13 protein-coding genes and 1 pseudogene are annotated in these 25,282 nt (G+C 60.4%); 5 read left to right on the top strand and 9 right to left on the bottom strand.

Features of this window, described 5'->3' with window-relative positions:
* Position 1: 1 nt before the first annotated feature.
* Complete coding sequence (locus WMO46_RS14375) at positions 2 to 2,224, top strand: DUF5689 domain-containing protein (RefSeq protein WP_349094560.1); 2,223 nt, start codon at positions 2 to 4, stop codon at positions 2,222 to 2,224.
* A 73-nt stretch (positions 2,225 to 2,297) separates the two neighbouring features.
* Positions 2,298 to 4,394: a beta-glucosidase family protein gene (locus WMO46_RS14370; RefSeq protein ID WP_349094559.1), complete on the top strand. Its 2,097-nt coding sequence runs from the start codon at positions 2,298 to 2,300 to the stop codon at positions 4,392 to 4,394.
* 63 nt (positions 4,395 to 4,457) lie between these two features.
* On the opposite strand, the gene WMO46_RS14365 is transcribed toward WMO46_RS14370, so the two are convergent.
* From WMO46_RS14365 to WMO46_RS14330, 8 genes are all read right to left on the bottom strand, one after another.
* Positions 4,458 to 6,044 (bottom strand): beta-N-acetylhexosaminidase, encoded by a 1,587-nt coding sequence (locus WMO46_RS14365; RefSeq protein WP_349094558.1) that lies wholly within the window; start codon positions 6,042 to 6,044, stop codon positions 4,458 to 4,460.
* A 71-nt stretch (positions 6,045 to 6,115) separates the two neighbouring features.
* Complete coding sequence (locus WMO46_RS14360) at positions 6,116 to 8,326, bottom strand: hypothetical protein (protein ID WP_026076464.1); 2,211 nt, start codon at positions 8,324 to 8,326, stop codon at positions 6,116 to 6,118.
* Between the two features lie 11 nt (positions 8,327 to 8,337).
* A complete protein-coding gene (locus WMO46_RS14355; RefSeq protein ID WP_349094557.1) occupies positions 8,338 to 10,764 on the bottom strand; it encodes a BACON domain-containing protein in 2,427 nt (808 codons plus the stop codon).
* A 28-nt stretch (positions 10,765 to 10,792) separates the two neighbouring features.
* Complete coding sequence (locus WMO46_RS14350) at positions 10,793 to 12,310, bottom strand: RagB/SusD family nutrient uptake outer membrane protein (protein ID WP_019150487.1); 1,518 nt, start codon at positions 12,308 to 12,310, stop codon at positions 10,793 to 10,795.
* 14 nt (positions 12,311 to 12,324) lie between these two features.
* Entirely contained in the window at positions 12,325 to 15,429 is a 3,105-nt protein-coding gene (locus WMO46_RS14345; protein ID WP_349094556.1) for a SusC/RagA family TonB-linked outer membrane protein, read from the bottom strand.
* Positions 15,430 to 15,442: 13 nt separating this feature from the next.
* Positions 15,443 to 16,396 carry an endonuclease/exonuclease/phosphatase family protein gene (locus WMO46_RS14340; protein ID WP_278966709.1) on the bottom strand — a complete coding sequence of 318 codons (954 nt, stop codon included), beginning with the start codon at positions 16,394 to 16,396 and terminating at the stop codon, positions 15,443 to 15,445.
* 13 nt (positions 16,397 to 16,409) lie between these two features.
* A complete protein-coding gene (locus tag WMO46_RS14335; protein WP_278817342.1) occupies positions 16,410 to 18,524 on the bottom strand; it encodes a DUF5689 domain-containing protein in 2,115 nt (704 codons plus the stop codon).
* A gap of 21 nt (positions 18,525 to 18,545) precedes the next feature.
* Complete coding sequence (locus tag WMO46_RS14330; RefSeq protein WP_349094555.1) at positions 18,546 to 19,661, bottom strand: hypothetical protein; 1,116 nt, start codon at positions 19,659 to 19,661, stop codon at positions 18,546 to 18,548.
* 310 nt (positions 19,662 to 19,971) lie between these two features.
* On the opposite strand from WMO46_RS14330, the gene WMO46_RS14325 reads away from it, so the two are divergent.
* The 3 genes from WMO46_RS14325 (at position 19,972) to WMO46_RS14315 (ending at position 24,905) form a co-directional block, all read left to right on the top strand.
* Positions 19,972 to 21,666, top strand: coding sequence for a DUF6377 domain-containing protein (locus WMO46_RS14325; RefSeq protein ID WP_165357786.1), 1,695 nt, complete (start codon positions 19,972 to 19,974; stop codon positions 21,664 to 21,666).
* A complete protein-coding gene (locus WMO46_RS14320) occupies positions 21,663 to 22,577 on the top strand; it encodes an endonuclease/exonuclease/phosphatase family protein (protein WP_019150481.1) in 915 nt (304 codons plus the stop codon). The genes WMO46_RS14325 and WMO46_RS14320 overlap by 4 nt, the downstream gene beginning before the upstream one ends.
* A gap of 111 nt (positions 22,578 to 22,688) precedes the next feature.
* A complete protein-coding gene (locus WMO46_RS14315) occupies positions 22,689 to 24,905 on the top strand; it encodes a sodium-translocating pyrophosphatase (protein WP_195497193.1) in 2,217 nt (738 codons plus the stop codon).
* A 59-nt stretch (positions 24,906 to 24,964) separates the two neighbouring features.
* Here WMO46_RS14315 and WMO46_RS14310 read toward each other — a convergent pair.
* Positions 24,965 to 25,282, bottom strand: a pseudogene (locus WMO46_RS14310) (MFS transporter); the annotation flags it as partial.

Raw genomic sequence — 25,282 nt, 5'->3', positions numbered from 1 at the left:
TATGGAAAACAGACTTTCAAACAGCTTTTTCCGGACGGCGGCGGCCCTCGCGCTGCTGCTTTCGGCCGGGGCGTGCAAGGACGACGTGGCGCTGCCGATGCAGTCGATCACGCTGGATACCCATGCGATCCTCGCCCCGTCATTCGGCACGACGCTCTCGTTCGAGGTCAGGGCCAACTGCGACTGGCAGATATCCGTCACGGGCGACGACACGTCGTGGGCGCAGCTCTCGCGCTCCGAAGCGACGGGCACGGCGACGGTGGCGGTGACGATCGGTGAAAATGCGACTTCCGCGAGCCGTTCGCTCACGCTGCGCGTCGCGGCCAGGCGCAATGCTGCGGTGGCCGAGGAGCTGAATTTCGTGCAGGCTTCCGCTACGTCCGACGGCTATCTGAGCGTTTCCGACCTGCGGGCGCTGGCCGCCGACGGCGACTACACCGTGACGCAGGAGGTGAAACTCCGCGGCATCGTCGTGTCGAGCGTTCAGGACAACAACTACTTCGATAACTGCCTTGCGCTGCAAAGCGACCTGAAACCCCGCTGCGGCATCACGCTGCGCACCGACGAAACGCTTTACCGCAATCCGGGCGAAGAGTTGGAGATCGACCTGAAAGGCGCCGTGGTGGGTGTGAACGCCGAGACCGGCGTGATGGAGCTGAAGCCCGTTTCGGACGACCGGGTGGTGCGTTCTGAAACCACGCAGGTGACGCCCGAGGCGCTGCCGGTGACCTATGCCCAGCTCGCGTCGGGCGATTACGAGTCGATGTACGTGTCGCTCGACGTACAGGTGGTGGTCAGCGATCTGAGCAAGGTGCTGAGCGACAACGTCACCGTACAGACGGCCGACGACGAGCGTTTCACGCTCTATGCGCGGCAGAACAGCACGTTCGGCATCGACGCCGTGCCGGTCGGCAGCGGCCGGCTGTGCGGCATTGCGGGCGTGTACGACGGGAACAGCGTCGTGATGCCTTGCACGGCGGCGGATTTCGCGGCGATGAACGCGCCCCGCTTCGACGGCGGCATCACGCTTCCCTACGTGCTGTCGGTCATGACCCGCACGGCGGCCAACGGCGACGGCAAGTATATCTATTATTCCGGTTCGAACGGCACGGGGTCGATCGACGGCGTTTCGGCGACGGCGATGGACGGCACGGGCGCCAACATCACGGCCAAGCTGAGCTCCTCGGGCAATAACCTGGGCTTCCGCTACTGGAACGAGAACAGCGGCCACCACAACCTGCCGATGAAGTCGTGGACCGGCGGCAAGGATAAGGACTATGCGCTCTTCACCTTCCCGCTCGACGAGACGATCGACGGTCCGTTCCGCTTCTCGTTCGGTTGGAGCGCCTCGGGAACGGCTCCGGCCAACTGGACGCTTTCCTATTCGAACGACAATGCCGTCTGGTATACGCCGGCTCCGGCCGACGAGCCCCATTTCGTGATTCCGCAGGGCAAGGCGGTCGGCAGCGGCAAGAACTTCTTCTACTGGACGATCGACATCGCACCGCAAATCCCGCTCGAACGCCGCGGAACGCTCTACATCCGGGTGACGCCGTTCAATCAGGTCACGGTGAACGCCGGAACGGTGGCCAACGGCGGCGAAATCCGCCTCCATTCGTGCGCCGTCGTGGAGAAGGTTCCTGCCTTCAGCACCGAAAAACCCGCGGGAGCGCTCTATTTCGAACCGTTCGACAACCTGACGACGGGGCTCGATTACCGCCACGGCGACAAACTGGCCGCGATGCTCAACTTCTGCGGCAGCGACATTTCGGTGTGGGACGCCGCGGCGAAGAACGGCCTTTCGGGCACGCATGTCCGCCAGCGTCCGGGATATGCCCAGATCGGCTTCGTGGAGACGCAGACCGTCGCCCAGGGTTCCTACACGAACAACGTAGGATCGCTGCTGACGCCCGCTTTCGGGGCTTCGGGAACCCTCACGCTGTCGTTCGACGCTATGGCCTATAAGAACACTTCGGTGCACGCGAACAGCGGTGCGAAGGACCTGAAAGGCGATTTGAAATCGGTGGTCGTCGAGGTGATCGGCGGCGGAACGATCGACGGGGCGTCGAAGAAGGTCGTGAGCGGGCTGTACTATACCAAGTTCAAACGCTTCACGCTGACGATCGACGGTGCGACGGCCTCCACGGCCGTGCGGTTCACGAGCGAACCCGCTTCGGGCGAGTTCTCCCGCTGGTTCATCGACAATATCTGTGTGACGAAATAGAGAACATACGAAACCGGGAGAGAGGGCCGGAGTGTTTTCCGACCTCTCTCTTTTTGAAAACAGACTGATATTTATGATACGGAAAATCATGTTGTCCCTGGCGGCCTGCTGTACGGCCGCCGGACTCTTCGCCCGGCAGCCCGTCGCCTGGGATGAAGCCTATCGGCGGGCCGATTCCCTGATCGCCCGGCTCAGCCTCGACGAAAAGATCCGTTTTGCGCGCGGCTACTCCTCGTTTTTCTTCTACGGCGTTCCGGAGAAGGGGATTCCCTATCTCTATCTCTCCGACGCCACGCAGGGCGTCCATCTGCGCAACAACCTGCCCGATTCCACGATGGTCCGCCAGCTGGAACGATCGACAGCCTTTCCCTGTCCGATCATGCTCGCCTCGTCGTTCGATCCCGATCTGGCCTTCCGTTATGCGGAGGCCGTGGGGGAGGAGTGCCGTGCGGGCGGTATCGAAGTGCTGCTGGGCCCGGGGCTGAACATCGCCCGCAACTCCCAATGCGGCCGCAATTTCGAATATTTCGGCGAAGACCCGCTGCTGACTTCCGTCATGGCTGCGGCCTACGTGCGGGGAATGCAACAGACGGGGACTGCCGCCTGCCTGAAACACTTCATCGGCAACGAAACGGAGTTTTACCGCCGCCGGTCCAATTCATTGATCGGCGAACGGGCGTTGCACGAGATCTACATGCCGCCGTTCCGCGCCGGCATCGAGGCCGGTGCGGCCTACGTGATGACCTCCTATAACCAGCTCGACGGCGAGTGGGCCGGTCAGAACAGCCGCGTCATCGGGGAGCTGCTGCGCGGCGAACTCGGATTCCGGGGGTGCGTGATGAGCGACTGGGGCTCCGTGTACGACACGGAAAAGGTCGTCAGGAGCGGCCAGAATGCGGAGATGCCCGGCCGCCGCGAATTCGTTCAGGAGGTGCGGGAACTGCTTCGCCAGGGGCGCATTTCGGAAAAGGATCTGGAACGGATGATCCGGCCCAACGTCGCCACCGCCGTCGCTTTCGGGCTCTACGACCGGGTGAAATACCGTCCCGACCTGCTCGACCGCTTCCCGGCGCATGCCGAAACGGCCTGCGAAGTCGCGGCGAAAGGCACCGTGCTGTTGCGTAACGACGGGATTCTGCCGTTGGCCGCCGGCCGCCGGATTCTGCTCACCGGGCGCTTTATCCGGGAGATACCCCGCACCGGGGGCAGCACCTCTTCGTCGGCCGAAGTGCTGGGATACGACAATGTTTCGCTTGAGGAGGCCCTTCGGGCGGAATTCGGCGACGCCGTGCAGGTCGTGGAGCGTCCCACGCGGGAGCAGCTCGCGGCAGCGGATGTCGTCCTGCTTTCGGCGGGAACGATCGACGTGGAGTCGTTCGAGCGTCCGTTCGCCCTGCCGAAGGAAGAGGAGGCGTTCATCCGCATGTGCGTCGAAGCGAATCCGAACACGGTCGTGCTGGTCAACTCGGGGTCGGGAATCCGCATGAGCGGCTGGAACGACCGGGCTGCGGCGGTGATTTACGGTTGGTATCCCGGTCAGAACGGCATGACGGCTCTGGCGGGAATACTTTCGGGCCGGATCAACCCTTCGGGGAAACTTCCGGTCACCATCGAAAGGGAGTTCGCGGACTCTCCGGCCAAGGGGACGATGCCGGCCGGTGCGGAGTTCTACAACAAGGCGCCGCGGGCCTATAACGAAAAGCTGATCCGGATCTACGACGTTGACTACGCGGAAGGTGTACTGGTGGGGTACCGCTGGTATGAAGCCAAGGGGATCGCGCCGCTTTATCCGTTCGGGTTCGGGCTTTCCTATACGACTTTTTCGCTGTCGAAGCCCCGTGCTGCGAAGCGGTTTCCGGCGAAGGGTCCGCTGACCGTTCGTGCCGTTCTGACCAACACGGGCTCCCGTGCCGGAGCCGAGGTCGTGCAGCTCTATGTCTCGCAGCGGAATCCCTCGGTCGTGAGGCCGAAGAAGGAATTGAAAGCCTTCCGCCGGGTGGAGCTGGCTCCGGGCAGTAGCGGGGAGATCGAATTCGAGCTCGATCGCAGCGCCCTGGCCTATTGGGACGACCGGACGCACGGCTGGCGCGTCGATCCCGGAGAGTATGTGCTTTCGCTGGGAACTTCATCGGCGGACATTGCGGTGGAGCTGCCCGTGACTGTGGAGTGATCCATTGAAAAACACCCCGCAGGTTCTGAAACCTGCGGGGTGTTCTTCTATATGCGGCGGCCGTTATTCGATGCCTTCGAACAGATAGGGGGCATAGCGGTAGCCTTCCGCTTCGTAGATGCGGACCAGCGCGGGAACCCGTCTCACGAAGTCGTTGTAGTCCTTGCGGTCGCAGGCCCAGCCGATCTCCGAGAGAGCCGCCATGCGCGGCAGCACCATGTGCTGTGCATGTCCGATATCGCCGATGTACTCCGTCCAGAGATTGCATTGCACGCCCATGATCCGCTTCTGGTCGGGCAGCGCGAGCTGGTCGCAGGGTTCGAGGCGGTAGACCTGCCGCACCGGGACGTAACGGGGATTGCCCAGCGGTTCGTAGCGGTCGGGATCGGACGTTTGGCTGTAATCGAAATAGCAGTGCCATTTGGGAACCATGATGACCGGATTTCCCTGCCGTGCGGCTTTGATGCCCGGTTCCTTGCCGTTCCATGACATGATGATCGCCGTTTTCGAGACGCCGCCCTGGAGAATCTCGTCCCAGCCGATGATCTCGCGGCCGCGGGTGTGCATCCACCGTTCGATCCGGCGGATGAAGTAGCTTTGCAGTTCGTATTCGTCTTTGAGCCCCTCCTCGCGGATGCGCCGCTGGCAGTGCGGACACGCTTCCCAGCGGCTTTTGGGACACTCGTCGCCGCCGATGTGGATCAGTTTCGAGGGAAAGAGGTCGAGCACTTCCGAAAGCACCTCCTCGACGAATTCGAATGTCGTCTCCTTGCCGGCGCAGTAAACGTCGTCGCTGATTCCCCAGTGGGTCCATACGGAGTAGGGACCTCCCGTGCATCCGAGCCACGGATAGGAGGTCAGCGCCGCCAGTCCGTGTCCGGGCATTTCGATCTCGGGAATCACTTCGATATGACGCTCGGCGGCGTAGCGCACGATTTCGCGGATGTCGTCCTGCGTGTAGAAGCCGCCGTAAGGCTTGCCGTCGTACACGCCTTTCCGGTTTTTGTCGTAGCGTCCGACGAGGGTTTCGCTGCGTTTGGAGCCGATCTCCGTCAGCCGGGGATATTTCCGGATCTCGATGCGCCATCCCTGGTCGTCGGTCAGATGCCAGTGGAATTTATTGATCTTGTGCAGGGAGAGGATGTCGATGTAGGTCTTGATGTCCTCCACCGGGAAAAAGTGGCGGCATACGTCGAGCATGGCTCCGCGGTAGGCGAACACGGGTTTGTCGCGGATGATGCAGGCCGGGATCTCTCCGTCGCCGATCAGCTGCTGAAGGCTCCGGAGCCCGTGCAGTACCGCCTGCGGGGTCGATGCCGTGACTGCGACGCCTTTTTTCGTGACTTCCAGCAGATACTCTTCGGTGTCGAATCCGGGTGCCAGCCGCAGCGTTACGGCGTTTTTCGCTGTTCGGGTCGTGACGGCCGGTGCGGTTCCCGTAAGGGTTCCGACGGCGCGGGCGAAAATCTCGGCGGGACCGCGCAGCCGTTCATCCGTCAGAACGACGGGTGTTCGTCCGGTCATGCGGAACGATCCTTTCGATTCGGTGACTGAGGCGGGGCGGGGAACGACCGCGATGCGGTCGTTGCAGGAGGCATGGCCCGGCAGAGCCCAGGCCGCGAGGATGAATGCCAGAAAAATGTGTTTCACAGTTGTATTCGGAGTTGCGGGGTTAAAAGCGCCCGTCTGCGACGCCGTGCAGACGGGGCTTTCCATGTCGTTTATTTGTTGTAGCGAATGCCGATGTAGGAGAATGCGATCTCTCCCGTACCGATGGTTTCCGCATCAAATTCCTCGACTGATCCGGCTTTCTTGTTTGCGGCCGAGAATCGGATGCATATGTCGTTCTTGCCGAGCATTTCGAGCGGCAGGGGAATGTCGATGTATTTGTAGCCGGCGCATTGCCAGAACTGGGTCAGCGACCAGTTCACGATGTCGGGAACCTGGAATTCGGTGATCCGGTTCCAGTCGTCGCGGTTGTTGTCGCCGTGCTCCGACCAATCCACCTTGATGTAGCGGGGGCCTCCGATTGTGCGGTTCTGTATGGCTATCTGCATCGAGAGCACGTCGGTCGTGACGCCTTCGGTCGAGACGTGGAGCAGCCAGGCTTCGCTGCGGTCGGTTTCGGTGTTCCACCATTGGCATTTGTTGGTCCAGGCCGAGAAATCCTCGCTCGACACGTTGCCTTTGCCGTCGGTATTGGTGCCCGCGCTCGTGCACATCTGCACCCCGTTTTCGATGACGCCGTTTCCGTTGACATTGCCGGTATGGGCACCGGCGGTGGGCCCTTCTTTGTCGAGGTTATAGTCGTTGCCGACGGGCCCGAGGTAACTCGGATCGCTTGTCCCCCAGCCGGCGTTGCCCGAAGTCTCGTCGGGATGCGTAAAGGTCAGATAGCCGTTGTCGCCGGTCGTGGGCCGGAAAATCTTGCTTTCGAGTTTTCCGTAACGGTATTCGGTCAGCAGGGCCGAGAAACTGTTCGAGAAATCCTTTTCCAGGGCTATGTCTTCGCGGGTGAGGTGGCGGATCTGGTAGCGTCCGATGTCGCCGGCGCCCTGCTCGCCGTTCCAGACGAAACGGTCATGGGTTTCGTGCACCACGACTCCCGAGATATTTCCCGAACCGTAGGGCAGCATCTGCCCGTCGCGGCGGTATTTGCAGGTGGTGTTGGTCAGCATGTAGAAACTGCTGCCCTTCCTGTCGCGCACCAGCATCGGGTATTTCGTTTCGCGGTTGGCTCCGGTGCTGCGGGCGTAGCCTTCGTTGATCGGGGTCAGACTGCCTTTGCGCACGGGAAGCTCGCAGTCGAGCAGCGTCACCCAGGTATAGATGTCCTGATCGGTCAGCTCGTCGTAATATTTTTGTTTCTGCGGGATGTCGGAGGCCGATCCCGAGACCGAGGACATGACCATCGCCGAGGTGATGTTTTCGAGGATGTAACGGTCGGGGTCTACCTCCTGCTTTACCGTGGAGCCTTTGAGCAGGATGCGGACCTTGCTGTAACGCTCGAAGATGTTGTCGTCTTCGGTCACGGTCTTTATCATGAAGCCCTGCGATCCGTCGAGGCTCTGGATGTAGGCCGTGCGATAGGTCTCCGTATAGTCGATCGACGTTTGGGTTTTCATCGGGTTCTCGCCGTTGTTGCCGTTGCCGATGTCGCTGATGATGCGGCCTTCGATAAAGATGTCGCGGTTCACGACGCCCGGCATGTCGCGCACCTCGCCGAACGAGATTTCGCGGCCGAATTCATTCTTGGCGTTGGCCTGCGTGATGTAGACCGTCGAAGAGGTGGTCCGGTTCCAGCCGTCGCGGTAGCTGAGGGTGATACGCGCATTGCGCAGCGCCTCGGGATCGGAGTTGGGGTCGGTTTGGAGGATCAGGAATCCGTTGCTGATGTCGAGGTCCCGTATCCAGCCGCCTTCGTCGTCGCTCGTGTAGACGATCTGCTGTTGCAGGTCTTCCAGTTCGAGGTTCGTGGTGAGTTGGGCGGTTGCCTGTCCTCCGTCGCCGAGGACCGTGATGCTCCGGGTCGAGAAGTTCAGTTCCGGGTTGGTGAAGCCCTCCTGTTTGATGTAGACGGTATCGGCCCGGTCGCGGGTCCAGAGCCGGATGCCCTCCATGCGCGGGAATCCGTCGTTGGTGTCGAAGCGGATGCCGAACTTGTCGTCGCCGGTGAAATGCGTTCCGCGGCCTTCGGTGTCGATTTCGAGCCATCCGTTGTCAGGGTCGATCAGCGCGATGTCGTAGGGTTGGTTGGAGAGCACGGATACGGAACCCGTGCCGCTCTTCCAATCGGTGACGTACTCCTTTTGTACGGGCCCGAATTCGGAGACGCGGGTCTCTTCGCCGTTGTCCTTTTCGCAGGCTGCGAGCATCGCTCCTCCCAGCAGCGGGAGCAGCACTATTCGGTACAGTGATTTTATCTGTTCCATCGTGTTCGGATTTATTTGTTACTCTTTACGGCTATGGTTCCGAAACGCATCGGCGAACGTTTGTTTGCCGGCATGTCGGAGGTTATCGCGCCCGTGTCGCCCTCGGCCACCGTGGCGGTGTTCGAGGCGATGCACTGTGCGGTCCGGGCCTTGATCAGCAGCGTGACTTCCGGCTGGTTGCGCAGGGCGTCCGGCAGGATGAATACGCGGTCGGCATAGCCCGGCGTCGCGCAATAGGTCATAGTCGCCGACCAGAAGACGAACGGACGGGCGCAGAAGCCCGATTCGGGCAGTACGGTGAAGTTCGTGCCGTCGGTCGAATACTCCACCTGCCAGTATACCGGGCCGTGGATGCTCGTGGCTCCTGCGTTGCCCTGCGAGTTGGTGAAGTTGAGCGAGAGTTTCTCTCCTGCGCCTGCGGTCGAGAATTTCAGCGCCACGGCATATCCCGTGTTTTCGTCGAAGTTCCACCAGTAGGTGTTTTCGAATTTCAGGGCGTTCTTGCTGTTCAGTCCGGCGCCCGTCGTGAGTCCGTTGTACTCGTTGTCCAGCGCGTGAGTGGCTGCGGGGTCGGTGCACCAGAGCGAACCGCTGCCCAGGTCCGGGGCGATCGTGCCGTCGGCGTTGGTCTTGATTTCGGCGTCGTTCCAGTTCCACTCCACGAGCGTTTTGCGGTTGGAGGAAGCCTCCGATGCGGCGAGTCCGATCTCCTCCTTTTCGAGCACGCGGACCGAATAACGGCCGATGTATCCCTCGTTCGTATAGCCGTAGCGGGGTTGCAGGTCGTGGACGATGACGCCGCTCAGCGTGCCTTTGCCTTTGGGCATGCCGCTTCCGTCGCGCCGCCACGGGGTCTTGTTGTTGATCAGCATCGAGATCGTATTGCCGTCCTTGTCGTAGAGCGTGCGGGGTACGCAGCTGGTGTGGTTCGCCGTTCCGAAATAGCCTTCGTTGACGTTCGTGTAGCTGCCGTCGGGCAAAGCGAACTCGACCTCTTTGAGCGAAACGTAGGTATAGATATCTTCGTCGGTAAGCTGGCCGATCGGCTTCTCCTTGCGGACGAGGTCGCTCGCCGTGCCGGGCGTCTGCCCGACGATGTCGGTGGCCGTAAGTCCGCTGAGCGTATAGCGTTCGGGATCGGCCTCCTTGGTGAGTGTCAGGCCGTCGAGAGCGATCTTCACGGTCGAATAGCGTGCCAGCGTGTTGTCCGCCGCCGAGTTGAATTGCAGGCGGTAGCCGTAGCTGCCGTCGAGCATCTGTACGTAAGCCGTCTTGGCGTTTACCGTGTAGTCGGTGGCGTTGGGCGCCGAGTTGGGGGTGGTTTCCACGTTGGCGTTGTCCTTGTCGCTGATCACGATGCCCTCGAAGAAGGCTCCGGGGTCGTTGATCGTCACCTGTCCGCTTTCGCCCTGAATCAGCGTGCGGTAGTCGGCTTCGTAGGTCTGCTCTACGACGAACGGTTCGGCCGGGACGAGATTTCCCAGCGATTCGTCGGGAAGCGAGAAACTGATGGAAGCGCTGCGCGGACCTCCCGAATCGTTCTCCTTCACGTCGAATGACAGCACTTTGTCTTCGAGTGCGATGTTCTCGATCCAGTCGGCCGACGCTCCCTCGTAGCTGGCGGTGCAGACCACGCCGGCGATCAGGCTTCCCAGATTGTGCTTCACCTCGCTTTTGACGGTCGAGGCTTTGCGTGTGGTCTTGACGCGGTCGGGCGAAAAGGTCATATACGCCTTTTCGGTCGATTGCGTGACGGTCAGCGTGACGGTGTGTTTCTTCTCTCTGGCATCGGTGTAGGTCAGCGTGATCGCGGCCTGACGCTTGCGCGGCGAGGTGTTCTCCAATGTGCTGAACGTGACGGCATCGGTGCCGATCTCCAGATTCTCGATCCACTCCTGGTCGGGCTCGGGCGTTTCGTCGTCGTCCTCGTCGGGAATGACCGAATAGGCGATCGAATCCCGGATCTGTCTGTAATTCTCCTTGAGGTTGTTCTCCAGCCCGATGCGGAGGTTCCACGGATTGCTGAACAGCTCGATGCGGCTCTCGTCGAGCGTCAGGACCGGGTCTTTCCCCTCCTGCGTCATGCGGATCGTCTGTTCCCGTCCGCCGCGGGTGAAGATGATCTCCACGGCGCGCGGCACGCCGTAGTTGGCCGAGTATTTGAACAGGACGGGGGTGTTGCCCGAGCCGTTCAGGCGGTTGATCGTGGCCCAGTCCACATCTTCCGACAGACGGACCGACCACTCTCCGGTGGAGTAGATCCGTACCTGGGTGGAGCCGGCTTCCGCCGTCAGCGTATATGCGTTGGAGTCCACGTTCAGCGGGAGGTCCATGTCCGAATCCATCTCGCATCCGGTCAGCAGGAGCAGTGCCGTGACGAGGGGCAGGATGCCCGTGCGCCACGTTTTGTTGATGCTGTCTGTAAGGCTGTTTTTCATCGTTGTCGTGTTTTATTCGTTCCGGAAGCTACATGCCGTATTCGTTGTAGGCTTTGTTGTCGAGCGCGCCGCCCGAATAGACGACCTCCTTGTCGGGGATCGGATAGTATTCGTGGCAGGGAAGCATGTTCTCTTTCAGCGTGCTGTAATTGGTGTAGTCGTAGGTCATCTGATACCAGATTCCCCAGCGCACGAGGTCGAACTTGCGCTGGAACTCGCCCAGCAGTTCGCGGCCCCGCTCCTTCTGGATCTCCTCCATCAGCGACTCTATGTTCTTGAAGGTGTAGGGTGCGAGTCCGGCGCGCTCCTTGACCATGTTCAGGTAGCGGATCGACTCGTCGATGTTCTCCTGCTCGGCGTAGCATTCGGACATCATCAGAACGGCGTCGGCGTAGCGGAAGATTTTCTGGTTGTTGAAGTCCGCGGTGTTCTGCATGCCCGGGCACCAGAATTTCGGACCCAGCCACGGGCGGGTTCCCACGTTGCTGAACGGTTTGCCGTCGTATTCCCAGGCCATGTTCAGCGTCTTGCGTTTATCATTGCCCTTTTTGGTCTGGAGTCCGTCGCAGAAATAGCTGTTGGGACGCATCGAGGTCCAGGTGGTCATTCCCGTACCCATTTCGGGAATCTCCACGCCGTCGTAAATGCCTTTGCCGTTGTGGCTCGGCGTGCAGATGGCTGCCACGTTGGTGGTGACGGCCAGTCCGCCTGCGGTGTAGGTGCGCTGCACCTCGAAAATCGACTCGGGGGTGTTCTTGTTGCGGAACATGATGTCTTCGAGCGGATATTGTTGCAGGTCGCCGTAGATCTTTTCCAGTTCGCCGAGCGCTTCGAGGGCGTCGTCCCAGCGGTGGTTCCATTGCGCGAGCTTGGCGATCATCATCCAGCCCATCGCGGCGCCCATGCGGTTGTCCGCCACCTCCGACGAACGCACCTGGTCCATGAAGGGCACGTAGCGCTTCAATTCGTCGATCAGGTAGTCGCGGGTATCCTTCGCCGGCATGCGGCCCAGGCGGGCGATCTCCATCATCACGCTGTTGTCCGCTACCTCTTTGGTGTAGAAGGGAACGTCGCCGAATACGCAGGTCAGCAGCCAGTAGTAGAACGAGCGGAGCACCATGCCTTCCGCCAGCAGCGGCTGCCTGTCGGCTTCCGACGCCTCCTCGATGTCGCTCAGGGGCGAGCGCTCGATGGCGGCGATGGTCGAATTGCAGTACATCACGCCCTTATAGCACTGGGTCCATATCTTCGCGCCGTTGAGCGGTTTTGCGGGCGATATGTCGAGCTGGGCGTCCTTGGTTCCCGAGGTGATGTACATCAGGTCGGTGACGCCTTCGGTCATGATCAGGAAGCAGTAGTCGTAGATGCTGTTGATCGGGATGTAGCAGGCGTTCAGTCCCGCCAGACACTGCGCCCGGGTCTTGTAGTAGTCCTTGGGACCTACGAACGACGTGGGGTGTTCGTCCAGGTCGCACGCGCTGAACAGCAGGGCGGCGGTTGCCGTCGCAGCCAGCAGGTATTTTTTCAGGAAACGGTGTGTTCTCATCTTCTTTGACGGTATTAGTATCTGATCTGGAGGCTGAAAATGATGGTCCGGGGTTTGGGATAGGCTCCGATATCGACTCGGCGCAGGGCCGAGTTAGAGCTCGACGTTGAGACATCGGGGTCGAATCCGTTGTACTTTTTCCACAGATAGAGGTTTTCGCCGCTGACGCTTATCCGGATGTCTTTCAGCCGGTTTTTGGTCGCCTTGCGCAGATCGAAGGTGTAGCTCGCTGAGATGTTTTTCAGTCGCAGGTACGAGGCGTCGTGCACCATGCGGTCGCTGGGAAGCGCGTCGTAGCTGCCGGCCATCGGGATATTCGAATCCGGGTTGCGCACCGGATGCCAGGCGTTCTGCATGTAGCGGTACTGGTTGGTGTAGGGCGATCCGTTGCCCATCCAGAGCTCCGCGACGTTGTAGATCTTGCCGCCGATCGAGTAGTTGAAATAGACGCCCAGCGTGAAGTTATGGATGTTGAACGTGTTCTGAATGCCGCCGTAGAGGTCCGGGTCGGCCGATCCGAGGTAGACCAGGTCGTCGTTGTTCAGCACGCCGTCGTGGTTGATGTCCTGATACCGGGCGTATCCGGGTTTGAACGTGGTCCCACTGGCCGAAGCGTAGGCTTTGGTGATCTTGTTGCGCTCCACCTCCGCTTCGTTGTGCCATACGCCGCCGTAACGGAATCCCCAGAGGGCGTTGAGCGTGTAGCCCTTCCTGTAACCGTACATCATGTAGGTCGTTCCCGACGACGAGGGCGACGAGTAGGCCGTTACGAAATCTTCCGAGGCGATGTCGTCCACCATCTGCTTGTTGCGTGAGAGTGTCAGCGACGTTGACCACTGGAATTTCGGACGGACGACGTTGCGGCTTTCGAACGTAAGTTCCCAGCCTTTGTTGGTGGTGCGTCCGGCGTTGGCGAAATAGTTGGTGTAACCCGTCTGCGAGGCCACCTGCACGGTCAGCAGCAGGTCGCGGGTCTTGATCAGATAGGCGTCGGCCGTCACGTTGAGCCGTCCCCCGAAGAGCGATACGTCGGCGCCGAGCGTGTATTGGTCGGAGGTCTCCCACGTCAGGTCGGGCGATGCGAGGCGCGACGGGTAGACAGCCAGCTGCTGCGTGCCGCCCAGCAGATAGCCGCTCGTCGAGTTGCCCACGGCGGCCAGCGAACGGTAGGCCGAGATGGCGTCGTTTCCGGTGCGTCCGAGGCTGGCGCGCAGGGCCAGTTCGTCGATCCATGCGGCCTTTTGCAGGAACTTTTCGTTGGCGATGTTCCACCGTACGGCCGCCGAGGGGAAGAAACCCCATTTCTTGTTGGCCGCGAAGTTCGAGGCGCCGTCGTAGCGGGCCGTGAACGTGACGTAGTAGCGCTCCTTGTAGTTGTAGTTCAGGCGTCCGAGCACCGACATCTTGGTCCAGTCGTTGTGGCTGGTGCTGATCGAGGTGTTCTGCTTGTCGGGAACGGCGGCCATGTTGTTCCAGGTCAGTTCGTCGAGCGTATAGCCGCGGCCCGTGATGCTCAGGTTGTTGTCGTATTTGACCTGCGCGGTGTAGCCGGCCAGGACATCGAAGTTGTGGCCGCTCCGGGGACGGATTTCGTAGTAGACCGTGTTTTCGTTCAGGAAACTCGTGTCGTCGTATTCGTCGCGCGAAGCGTAGCCGCCTTCGTTCTCCTTCTTGGCGGGCAGGTAGCCCGGTTCGTAGTAACGCCCGTGGCGCTGGTAGGAGTAGTAGGTGAACTGGCTGCGCAGCTTCAGCCCCTCGACGGGGGTGAATTCCACGAATCCGTTGTTGGTGAGCGATATGCGCCGTGCGTTCTTGAGGCAGTGGTCGAGCATGATGCGCGGGTTGTTGAATTTCTGGCCCGAGTACCACAGGTCGTTCATGCTCGACGAGGGGTTGAGGAACGGGCTGAGGAAGACGGCCGCGTTCCACCAGTTGGTTCCGCCGATCGTGGCCAGGTTCTCGTCCTGGTCGCGGTAGGTGTAGCTCAGATTCAGTCCGGCCTTGAACCATTTGGCGAACTCGTGGTCGATCTTGAAGCGTGCCGAATAGCGTTTCAGCCCGCTGTTGTCGATGATGCCCTGTGTTTCGTTGTAGCCGATCGAGGCGTAGTAGGAGCCCTTTCGGCTGGCTCCCGAGAGGGAGAGGTCGTAGTTCTGATAGAGCGCCGTGCGTGTGATCTCGTCGATCCAGTTCGTGCCCCGGCCTTTGGCTTCGGGATCGGGGTAGGGATATTTCGACATCGGCGAGTCGGGTTCGAGCTTCTCGCCGCTGTCGGCGCCTGCGAAGTGGTAGGCGTAGTCGTTGCGGTAGCGGGCGAACTCCGTGGCGTCCATGATGTCGAGCCGGCGCGGGAGCTGCGAGAATCCCAGGTCGGTTTTGAAGGTGATGCTGGGGCGTCCGTCGATGCCGCGGCCCTTCTTGGTCGTGATGACGATGACGCCGTTCGAGCCGCGTGCGCCGTAGATGGCCGTCGATGAAGCGTCTTTGAGCACCGAGATCGACTCGATGTCCGCCGAGTTGATGTCGTTCAGGTCGTGGATGGCGTCGATGATGCCGTCAACGATGATCAGCGGCTCGTTCGATGCCGAAATCGAACGCGTTCCGCGGATGCGGATCGAGGTCGTGGCTCCGGGTTCTCCGGTCGTGGCCATGATGTCGGCGCCTGCGATACGGCCCTGCAACGCCTGATCGACCGATACCACCGGAACGTCCTTGATGTCGCTCATCTTGACGTTGGCCACCGAGCCTGTCAGGTCGGTCTTCTTCACCGCACCGTAGCCGATCACGACCACTTCGTCGATGGTCTGCTTGCTTTGTTCGAGTTTCACGTCGATCTTCGTGCGCGAACCGACCTTTTCGGTTTTGGGTTCGTAGCCGATGTACTGGAACGTCAGCGAAGCCCCTTCGGGAACCTGGATCGTATATTCGCCTGCGGCGTTGGTGCTGGCGCCGATCGTCGTGCCCGTCACCAACACGGTGGCGCCGATCAGCGGTTCGCCGCTCTGGTCCGTAACCTTGCCCGTTACGGTGTGTTTGGTCCCGGCTTTCTGCGCGAGGGTGGGTGTCGCCGTCAGTGCTCCCGAAACCAGCAGGATCAGAATGATGATATATTGTTTCATGCGGATTGTTTGTTTAATGCGACTCCTGTGGTGTCTGTTCCCCGGAGGGATAGTGGCGGAACTCGATCATGACCGGATAGTGATCCGAGTGCATGTCGGTGAACTCGTCGTAGATGATCTCCGAGCAGGTTATTTCGCGCATCACGGCCTGCGAGGCATAGATGTAGTCGATGCGCCGCCCGTTGCCGTCCGGCCATCCGCCGTAAACCGTGGGTACGGAGCGGAAGAACTGGCTGTGGCGGTCGCGCAGGGCATCGGCGTATCCGCTTCGGAGCACCGTCGAATGGGTTTCGTAATAGGTGTTCGCGGGCATCGCGTCGGCATCCTTGGGCGAGTAGGAGTTGAAGTCGCCCGACATCAGCCACAACGGTTCCGCCGGATAGCGGCGGATGGTGTTGTCGAGGATGCAGTTGATCTCCGTGTCGCGGTATGCGTCGCCCGAGCCTGCCGCGCCCTGGCCGTTGGGATAGGTTCCGAACGGATAGAGGTGCAGCACCACGACGTTGATGTCCTTGATGCGCAGGTGCAGCGCCCCGTGCCAGAGAGGTACCTCTTCGAGCATGCGGCTGCGCAGCTCGATGGGGTATTTCGAGGTCAGTCCCACCGGGTAGCCCGTCTCCTTGCAGAGTATGGCATAGGTATGCCCGTAGCGGTTGGCGAGGGCCGTGAGCGACTCCTCGGTGAAGTTGTTGCACTCGCAGAGGGCCATGAAGTCGGGGTCCTTCTCCCTCACCCAGGCTGCGAAGTTGTCGAAATTCTGTTGTTTGTCGAGCTTCATGCCTTCGAGAATATTGTAGCTGATGAACCGCAGGGTTTCGGGTTCTGCGCTCGTTCCGGGGTCGGTTGAGATCTCCTCGTCCGGAACGGCGGGATCGTCCTCGCAGCCCGGCAGCAGGGCGGCAGCAGCCAGCAGCAGACCTCCGAACACCAGCCGGCGCAGGTGGTGTGTCATGTCGTATGTTTTCATATCGTTCGCGGGTTTATTTGTTGTAACGGAGTGCGGCATAGGAGACGGTGAAGGCGTTTGCCACCTGGCCGTTCGCCGCGATGGTTGCGCTGTCGTAGGTCGTCGCGGTGCCGATTTTGTCGCTGACGGGGCGCAGGCGTATCCATGCCACGCTCCGGCCCAGTATCTCCGCGGGCACGTTCAGACAGATGCTCTTGTCGCCGGATAGCTGTTCCAACTGCATGTTGCTCCAGTTGCCGGCGTCGGGCACCGTGAAATCGTCGAGTCGCTTCCAAGTGTCGCCGTCGGTCGAGTACTCCGCCGTCCAGTAGCGCAGTCCGCCCTGTGCCGAATGGTAACGGCAGGTGAAGGCGAAGGAGCACTGCGACGACTCGATGTTCTGGGTCGAGAATTCGAACAACAGCGAATATCCCGTTCCGTTCGCCGTGTCCCACAGCAATTTATGGCCCCATGAGGCGCTGTTGAGCGTTTCTCCCTCCTTCGCCGAGTTCGCGCGGTAGGCGGAACCGATCGCCAGCCACCCGTAATGGCTCAGGAACGAGAGTCCGGAACCGGTCGAGGCGGGCCAGCAATGGGCTTTGCCCTCCTCGTTCGCCGGATGCGGGTACTGGGGGTACGCATAGGTGCGGGCGTCCTTGCCGTCGGGGCACCACTCCACCGCGATAGCCGAAAAGGCATTGGCGTCCGACTCCTCCAGTGCGATGTCCTGCCGCGTTACGTTGCGGATCTGATAACGGCCGATGTCGCCGTCCTTGACGAAGAAGGTGCAGGGTTCGTGCACGATGATGCCGGAGATCGTCCCTTCGCCGTCGGGCATCTCCTGGAACCGGTAGTCGCATCCGTGGTTGGTCATCAGGTGGATCATGTCGCCGTGACGGTCGAGTACGACCGAAGGGTAGTACATGTTGTAGTTGTTGACGTAGTTGATGTGCACGGGCATGAAGCGCTGGGTGCGGACGGCCATCTGACAGCGTTTGAGCGTCACGAAGGTGTAGATGTCGGCGTCGGTCAGCTGGTCGATGAAACGGCGTTTGACGGGCACCTCTTCGGCTGTTCCCGCCGATTTGGTGATGATGTGGTCCTGCGTCACGCCTTGGAGCGTGTATCGCTCGGGGTCGCTCCGCTTGGTCAGCGTCAGCCCTTTGCACCAGAGTTTGAGTTTGTCGTAGCGGCTCAGGTTGTTTTGGCCGGCATCGGTCGTGACGAGGGCGATACCCAGCGAGGCGTCGGCGTTTTGCAGATAGGCCGTGCGGTCGTTGAGGGTCATGTCGGGTTTGGTCGCGGCCTTCGGCATCGGACTTCCGGCCATGTTGGGCGAGGTGTGGTCGCTTACGACCGTGCCGCTCACGGCGATGTCGCCGTCGATCGTGATCTCGCCTTCGGCCTCCGCGATCAGACTGCGCAGGTCGGCGAACGTCACCTCGCGGGTGTCGCTCGTGCCGCCCGGAATGCCCTGCCGGATCGTGCAGCAGGCCAGGTGCTGTCCGCCCCAGTCGTCCTCGAACTGCAACTGAATCCGGGCTTCACGGCTCTCGAACGCCGTGTTGTCGGCGATTCTGAACAGGAGACTTTTGTAATCCCCGGCGTATCGGATGCTGTCGATCCACTCCGTGTCCGATTCTCCGTATGTGACCTGACGGGCGATTTTCGAGAATTTGGAAATGGGAATGTTGGTGTCTATCGCAATGGAGTCGATGGTTCCCACCGACGAGAACTGCCTGTCCCCGTCCGAGAATTGCAGGAGCGGGGCTGTGCCGTACTGCATCAGGTACACCGTGTCGATCGCCTGCTGCGTGCCGGAGGCGATCAGGACGGTTCCTTTGCGCGGAAGCGTGTTGTTGGTTTTGTAGCTGACGGTGAACGCCCCGTCCATTTCGCCGCTGTCGGCTCCGTCGATCGAGACCCAGAGTCGGGTGTCGGGCGTAAGCCGCACCTGCCACGCGCTGTTGGCTTTGACCCGGACGGTGCGCGAGCCGGCGTCGCTGGCGACGTAGAGTGTCCTGCTGCCGCCTTTCGAGCCTACGACCGGCTCGGTATCATCGTCGCTGCACCCCCCCCCTCCGAGCAGTAGTACGGAGACCGCGAGGGCGCATATCGGACTGAAACGCTTGGTAAAAAAGTTTTTCATGGTATCTGTTGCGGTTAGGTTTTATTTCCCCGATTCGTTCTTTTGCTGCTCCCAGGGCAGGCCCCCGAAAAGGTCGTCGTAGTCGTACCACCGGAGCCTGAAAATGTAGAAATCGTCGATAAAGATGCGGGTGTTGCCCGACTCCATGACGTAGTCGCCGGCCATGAGTTCGATGCGGGTGTTGCTCGTGAACGTGTTTTTGGGGTGCGAGACGACGATGAACTTCTGCCGGGAATTCTCCCACATGCTCTCCGGCAGCTCTTCGTCCGAGGGATCGAAATGATTCAGAACGAGTTTTTTCGAAGTCGCACCGTCGAGGAACTGCCCGCCGCCCTTGACCGTTACGGTCAGTTCGTTGGCGTCTTTCGTGCCGTCGGCCGCCGCATAGGCTATGGCGTTGAACCGGACCAGAACCGCCGTGTCCGACCGGATTTCCGGCTTGTAGGGCGACAGCAGGTTAGCCCCGTGTCCGAGGTCGTCGCCCAGCCTGACGTAGCCGTTTTTGCCGTAACAGTGGGCCGTGCCCTCCTCTTCGGCGGGGGTCGATTCCCAGCCTTTGTCTTTCTGTTCGGCGGTCCAGCCGGAGATCGCCGTTTCGCCGCGGGTTTCCAGCGGGTTGGCCGAGCCGTATTTCAGCCAGTCGAAATCGCCTTCGACGCGGGCCGGGAATCCCTGTACGATCGGAATGAAATCGTTCAGGTATTCGACCTCGGTGTGCAGCGAGATGCAGCCTTTTCTTTCCTTATAGGTGCCGGGATGCGGGGCCGCCTTGCAGAGCAGGCGGGAGATGCCCGGCAGGTAGTCGTGTTCGATCTTCACCAGTTCGAGCCAGGCGGGGGCCGCCGCTTCCCCGTTGTCTTCGTCCTCTTCGAACTCCACGGTCGCGGTGAAGGGTACGTTCGTCCTGACGTAGATTGCATTGCAGCCGTTCTCCGGCGAACCGTTGACGGAAAAATGGAGGATGTCGGGTTTCCTGTCGAATTCCGGAGTGTTCGACCATTCGATGTATTCCCTGCGGGAGTAGTCCTTGTCATCGTCGCAGGCGGTGCCCAGCGGGATCGCGGCGGTCAGCAGCAGGACCGCGATCGGCGATGTGACGCTCCTTTTGGGGATTTTCCGGGGTAGAATTGTTCTCATAGTGTTTTAAGGTTAATTGTTCTGAATCGATTCTGAATTTTTTTTGTAATTTTAGGGCAGATGTCGGAAATTTTTCATTACAAAGATACGCCTTTCTAAATTCGCGGAAAGCCCCCGATCGGAAATTGTAAATGATTGTAAATGTTAATGTATTCGATGTCAGACGATTGCTGTTTTGCACCGCGGTGCATTATGTAAATCGGGAAACTGTATTGTTTTGCTTTTTAATGCTTTTGTAACATATGGTACGGATTTGTAATTTGTTTTTATATTATTTAAGTATTAGTTTTGTGCTAAACCGAAACCTGAAATGAAAATAATCCCATTCGCTGCAATCTTGCTCTCCGCCTTATCGGCGTTTCCGGTTTTCGGTAACGACGAAGCCGGATTGCAGGAGTTGTTCCGCTGGCTCGACCGGGCGATCGCCCATAGCGGGGAGTATGCCGCCCGGCGCGAAGCCCGTATCGACTCGCTCAAAAACGAACTGAGCCGCGAAGAACTTCCGCTGCGCACGTGTTTCGACCTGACCGAACAGCTCGCCGACATTTACAGTTCCTATCAGAGCGACTCCTCGCTGCTCTACTTCCGGCGGGGCCTTGAACTGGCCGAACGGATCGGCGATAACGATCTGACCATGCGCGCCCGTTCCTCGATCGCGCTGTGTTACAGTCTGGGAGGCCGTTTTTACGAGGCCGAGGAGATACTGAACGCCATTTCCGATACGGTGAGCGTCAGCCGCCGGGCCTTGCAGTCGTATTATGTGGCCCAGCACCGCAAGAACCGGGAACTCTGCTACCTGACCGAGCCCGGGGTGCGGCGCGATGTCTTCCGCCTGCGCGAACATTATTACGCACGGCGTGCGGCGGAGATCGGCGAGGACACCTTCACGCGGCTTTACTACGGTTATATGGATGCGATTCTTCGGGAAGACTGGCCCGAGGCGACGGCTCTGTGCGACAGTCTGCTGATCTCCCTGCCGTCCGATTCGCACGAGTACGCGAAGGCGGCCAACCACAAGGCGCAGCTCGAACGAAGGGCGGGCCGTCCCGATCGTGAATTGGCGTGGTTCGTGTGTTCGGCCCTGGCCGATATTCAGTCGGCGGTGCGCGATCACGGCTCGTTGTGCGCCGTTTCCGAAAAACTTCTCGATCGGGGGGATGTCGAGCGGGCCATGAACTATATCCGTGTGGCGATCAACGATACGCGCTTTTTCAACTCTCCGAGCCGTTCATGGCGTGACATGGCCATCCTTCCGCAGATAGAGTCGGCGTACAGCGAGCGCAACGCCCGGTTGCACACGATGTATATCGTGCTGATATGCGTCGTGCTGCTGTTCTTCGTATCCGCCGCTGCCGCGGGGCTGTACGTGCTGTCCCAGAACCGGCGGCTTTTCGCCGTGCAGCAGACTCTCCGCGAGTCGAACGACAAGCTGAACGAACTGGCCCGGAGCCTGCGCGAAACGAACGGCCGGCTGAGCTGCCAGAACATCCGCATCGCCGATGCCAACCGGATCAAGGAGGTCTATATCGGCGGATTCCTGCAAACCATCTCGGAATACATCAACAAGCTCTCGGCCACCTATCAGCATGTCAATAAAATGTTGCGCGACGACCGGATCGCGGAGCTTCGCCGCGAGTATGCCCGCAGCAATATCCGCAACGACGAACTGAAGGAGTTCTACGCTCTTTTCGACAAGACCTTTCTGGGGCTTTTCCCCTCCTTCATCGACGAGATGAACGCTTTGCTGGACGCCGAAGCCTGCACGGAGGGGCGCCGCGACGGGGAGCTCACCACCGTTCTGCGTATCTATGCGCTGATCCGTCTGGGCATTGCCGACACGGCGACCATCGCCGCCTTGCTGCATTGTTCGATCCGCACGGTCTATAATTACCGCTCCTTCGTCCAGCGCCACGTGCGTCCGGAGGTCGGCGATCTGGAACAACGGGTGCTGCTGATCGGCATCAACGGAAATTCCGACCATTCAACTCAAAATCCTGCAATATGATGACACGCAATCTGAGATTCGCAGCCCTGCTGTTGCTGGCGGGCGTTTTTGCGGCCGCCCCGGCCGTGCAGGGCGCCCGGCCCGGAAAGAAAAAGGCGCAGACGGTGCGCCTGATGGACTACAACATCGCCGACGGCATGTGGTACGACCAGTATAACCGTTACGACCGCTTCGTCGCGTGGGTCCGGACGCAGGACCCCGATGTTTTCGCCATCTGCGAAGGCGCGACGCATTGGAACGAGCATAAAAAGACCGTCAGCAAGGAGCAGATGCCGCGCTACCTGCCCGACAGCCTGCACCTGCTGGCCGAACGCTGGGGGCATCCCTATACCGCGATAGGCCCCTATCAGGACAACTATCCCGTGGCCTTCACCTCGAAATACCCGATCGAGGTGGTGCAGCGCATCGGCGAGGGGCTTTCCCACGGCGCCCTGCACGTGAAGATCAACGGCGTCAATTATGTCGTGCTGCACCTTTGGCCGCAGCGCTATTCGATGGGCGACAAGACCCGCAAGGACAACGGCGGCGAGGCTTTCCGCGTGGAGGAGATGCGCCGGATTCTCGATGCCACGATCCTCAATCCGAAATTCGCCGGTGAGAAACACTGGCTGATGATGGGCGATTTCAATTCGCATTCGCCGCTCGACAAACCGTTTCACGGCACGCGCAACTATGATGTGCACGATCTCGTGCGCAGCGCCTATTCCCACGACATCGTCGGCGATTGGTTTTCCGGGGAGTTCGTGCCCTCGACCACGGGCGGAAAGGCCCGCATTGATTTTATCTATTGCACGGACGGGATCTGGGACGGCGTGAAACGGGTCGAAACCGTTCACGACGCTTTTACCGACAAGGCTTCGGACCACCGTCCGATCGTCGTGGAGTTCCGTACCCCGAAAAAGACGAAATGATGCCTGTTCCGGCACTTTTGTATCCCGGGCGTTGTTACGGTCGGGATATTTTTATATATTTGTTTCTGACTGCGACTGAAACGGAACCAACCAATCAAACTACTTTGCGATATGAACATTCCTTCGATTTTCTGGATCGTACCTGCCGCATCCGTCGTCGCCCTGGCCTTCGCCTGGCTGTTTTACAGCCTGATGAAGCGCGAGGACGAGGGTACGGAGCGCATGCGTGAAATCGCCGGGCACGTGCGCAAGGGCGCCATGGCCTATCTGCGTCAGCAGTACAAGGTCGTCGGCATCGTCTTCGTCGTGCTGGCGCTCTTCTTCGCTTACCTGGCCTACGGAGCCGGGGTGCAGAACGGCTGGGTGCCCTTCGCCTTCATCACGGGCGGATTCTTCTCGGGACTGGCCGGCTACTTCGGTATGAAAACCGCCACCTACGCTTCGGCTCGCACGGCCAATGCCGCGCGGCAGTCGCTGGACCGCGGTCTGAAAGTCGCTTTCCGCAGCGGCGCGGTGATGGGTTTGGTGGTCGTGGGCCTCGGACTGCTGGACATCTCGTTCTGGTACGTGATTCTGACCTGGTTTGTCGATGCCGCAGGGCCGCAGAAACTCGTGGTCATCACGACGACGATGCTGACTTTCGGCATGGGCGCCTCGACGCAGGCCCTGTTCGCACGTGTCGGCGGTGGCATCTACACCAAGGCGGCCGATGTGGGCGCCGATCTGGTGGGCAAGGTCGAGGCGGGCATCCCCGAGGATGATCCGCGCAACCCCGCGACCATCGCCGACAACGTGGGCGACAATGTGGGCGACGTGGCCGGCATGGGCGCCGACCTTTACGAGAGCTATTGCGGCTCGGTGCTGGCCACGGCGGCGCTGGGCGCTGCGGCCTTTGCGTCGGCCGGCTCCGAAGCCTTGCAGATGAAAGCCGTGCTGGCCCCGATGCTGATCGCCGCGGTGGGCATCCTGCTCTCGATCATCGGCATCTTCCTCGTGCGCACGAAGGAGGGGGCCACGATGCGCGAACTGCTGCACTCGCTGGGCGTGGGGGTGAATTTCAGTTCGCTGCTGATCGCCCTCGCCACATTCGGCATCCTCTACCTGCTGGGCATTGGGAACTGGGTGGGGTTGTCCTTCTCGGTCATCACGGGCCTCGTGGCAGGCATCATCATCGGGCAGGCCACGGAGTATTTCACTTCGCACTCCTACAAACCGACGCAGAAGATCGCCGGAAGTGCCCAGACGGGACCTGCCACGGTCATCATCGCCGGGATCGGTTCGGGCATGATCTCCACGGCCGTTCCCGTCATAACCATCGGTGTAGCGATCGTTCTGGCCTATCTCTGCGCCATCGGCTTCGACGTGCAGAACATGATGGCTCCGCAGAATATGTCGCTGGGGCTTTACGGCATCGGTATCGCCGCCGTGGGCATGCTTTCGACACTGGGTATCACCCTCGCCACCGACGCCTACGGCCCCATCGCCGACAATGCGGGCGGCAACGCCGAGATGAGCGGTCTCGGCCCCGAGGTCCGCAGGCGCACCGACGCCCTCGATGCTTTGGGTAACACCACGGCCGCCACGGGCAAAGGCTTCGCCATTGGTTCGGCGGCCCTGACGGCCCTCGCGCTGCTGGCCTCGTATGTCGAGGAGATTCGCATCGGACTGATGCACAACGGCGTGACGATGCTCGAAATGTCCGACGGGTCGATGCGCTTCATTCAGGACGCCTCGATCCTCGATTTCATGGAGTACTACCGCGTTTCGCTGATGAATCCCACGGTGCTGGTCGGCGTGTTTATCGGCGCGATGATGTCGTTCCTCTTCTGCGGCCTGACGATGAACGCCGTAGGCCGTGCGGCTCAGAGTATGGTGGAGGAGGTGCGCCGCCAGTTCCGGGAGATCAAGGGCATCCTCACGGGCGAGGGAACTCCCGACTACGCCCGCTGCGTCGAGATTTCGACCCGCGGAGCGCAGCGCGAGATGTTGTTCCCGAGCCTGCTGGCCATCGTCGTTCCGGTCGCCGTCGGTCTGATCTTCGGCGTGGCGGGCGTCATGGGACTGCTCGTGGGCGGTTTGAGTTCGGGATTCGTGCTGGCGGTCTTCATGGCCAACGCCGGCGGCGCCTGGGACAACGCCAAGAAGATGGTCGAGGAGGGCCACTACGGTGGCAAGGGTTCCGACAGCCACAAGGCTACGGTCGTAGGCGACACCGTGGGCGATCCTTTCAAGGATACGTCGGGGCCGTCGCTCAATATCCTCATCAAGCTGATGTCGATGGTTTCGATCGTGATGGCGGGGCTGACGGTCGCTTATCACTTGTTCTGACGGTTCGGCATAAAAAATACCGGGAGCGCAGTTTCACAACTGCGCTCCCGGTATTTTCGTTATGCTTCGGTCGGTTTCTTTCGGTTCATCAGCGGTAGTATGAATGATATTATTGACGCTGTAATCCAGAATACGGCCACAGGTTCGAAGTCGTAGTGTTTGGCGCCATCTGCCGTTACGGTAATGTTCGCATCTATGAGCCATCCCGACGCGACATCCTGAATTCCCGCAGCACAGTAGGATGCTATCCCCACCACTCCCAGCGCGGCCCCCGTCGCCTTTCTCGGCACGATGTCCACAGCCATGAGTCCTCCGAGGAAACAGATCAGCACTCCGATGGCTATTCCGAACAGGACCATCGAGAGGACATTCACCCA

This window comes from Alistipes intestinihominis (assembly GCF_040095975.1).
Lineage (GTDB): Bacteria > Bacteroidota > Bacteroidia > Bacteroidales > Rikenellaceae > Alistipes > Alistipes senegalensis.
This window is presented reverse-complemented; position numbering and strand designations above follow the sequence as displayed.

What these genes read in the sequence shown, in the direction of transcription:
- WMO46_RS14375 (WP_349094560.1), top strand. Translation starts at nt 2, where the DNA reads ATGGAAAACAGACTTTCAAACAGCTTTTTCCGGACGGCGGCGGCCCTC.
- WMO46_RS14370 (WP_349094559.1), top strand. Translation starts at nt 2,298, where the DNA reads ATGATACGGAAAATCATGTTGTCCCTGGCGGCCTGCTGTACGGCCGCC.
- WMO46_RS14360 (WP_026076464.1), bottom strand. Translation starts at nt 8,326, where the DNA reads ATGGAACAGATAAAATCACTGTACCGAATAGTGCTGCTCCCGCTGCTG.
- WMO46_RS14355 (WP_349094557.1), bottom strand. Translation starts at nt 10,764, where the DNA reads ATGAAAAACAGCCTTACAGACAGCATCAACAAAACGTGGCGCACGGGC.
- WMO46_RS14350 (WP_019150487.1), bottom strand. Translation starts at nt 12,310, where the DNA reads ATGAGAACACACCGTTTCCTGAAAAAATACCTGCTGGCTGCGACGGCA.
- WMO46_RS14345 (WP_349094556.1), bottom strand. Translation starts at nt 15,429, where the DNA reads ATGAAACAATATATCATCATTCTGATCCTGCTGGTTTCGGGAGCACTG.
- WMO46_RS14340 (WP_278966709.1), bottom strand. Translation starts at nt 16,396, where the DNA reads ATGAAAACATACGACATGACACACCACCTGCGCCGGCTGGTGTTCGGA.
- WMO46_RS14335 (WP_278817342.1), bottom strand. Translation starts at nt 18,524, where the DNA reads ATGAAAAACTTTTTTACCAAGCGTTTCAGTCCGATATGCGCCCTCGCG.
- WMO46_RS14330 (WP_349094555.1), bottom strand. Translation starts at nt 19,661, where the DNA reads ATGAGAACAATTCTACCCCGGAAAATCCCCAAAAGGAGCGTCACATCG.
- WMO46_RS14325 (WP_165357786.1), top strand. Translation starts at nt 19,972, where the DNA reads ATGAAAATAATCCCATTCGCTGCAATCTTGCTCTCCGCCTTATCGGCG.
- WMO46_RS14320 (WP_019150481.1), top strand. Translation starts at nt 21,663, where the DNA reads ATGATGACACGCAATCTGAGATTCGCAGCCCTGCTGTTGCTGGCGGGC.
- WMO46_RS14315 (WP_195497193.1), top strand. Translation starts at nt 22,689, where the DNA reads ATGAACATTCCTTCGATTTTCTGGATCGTACCTGCCGCATCCGTCGTC.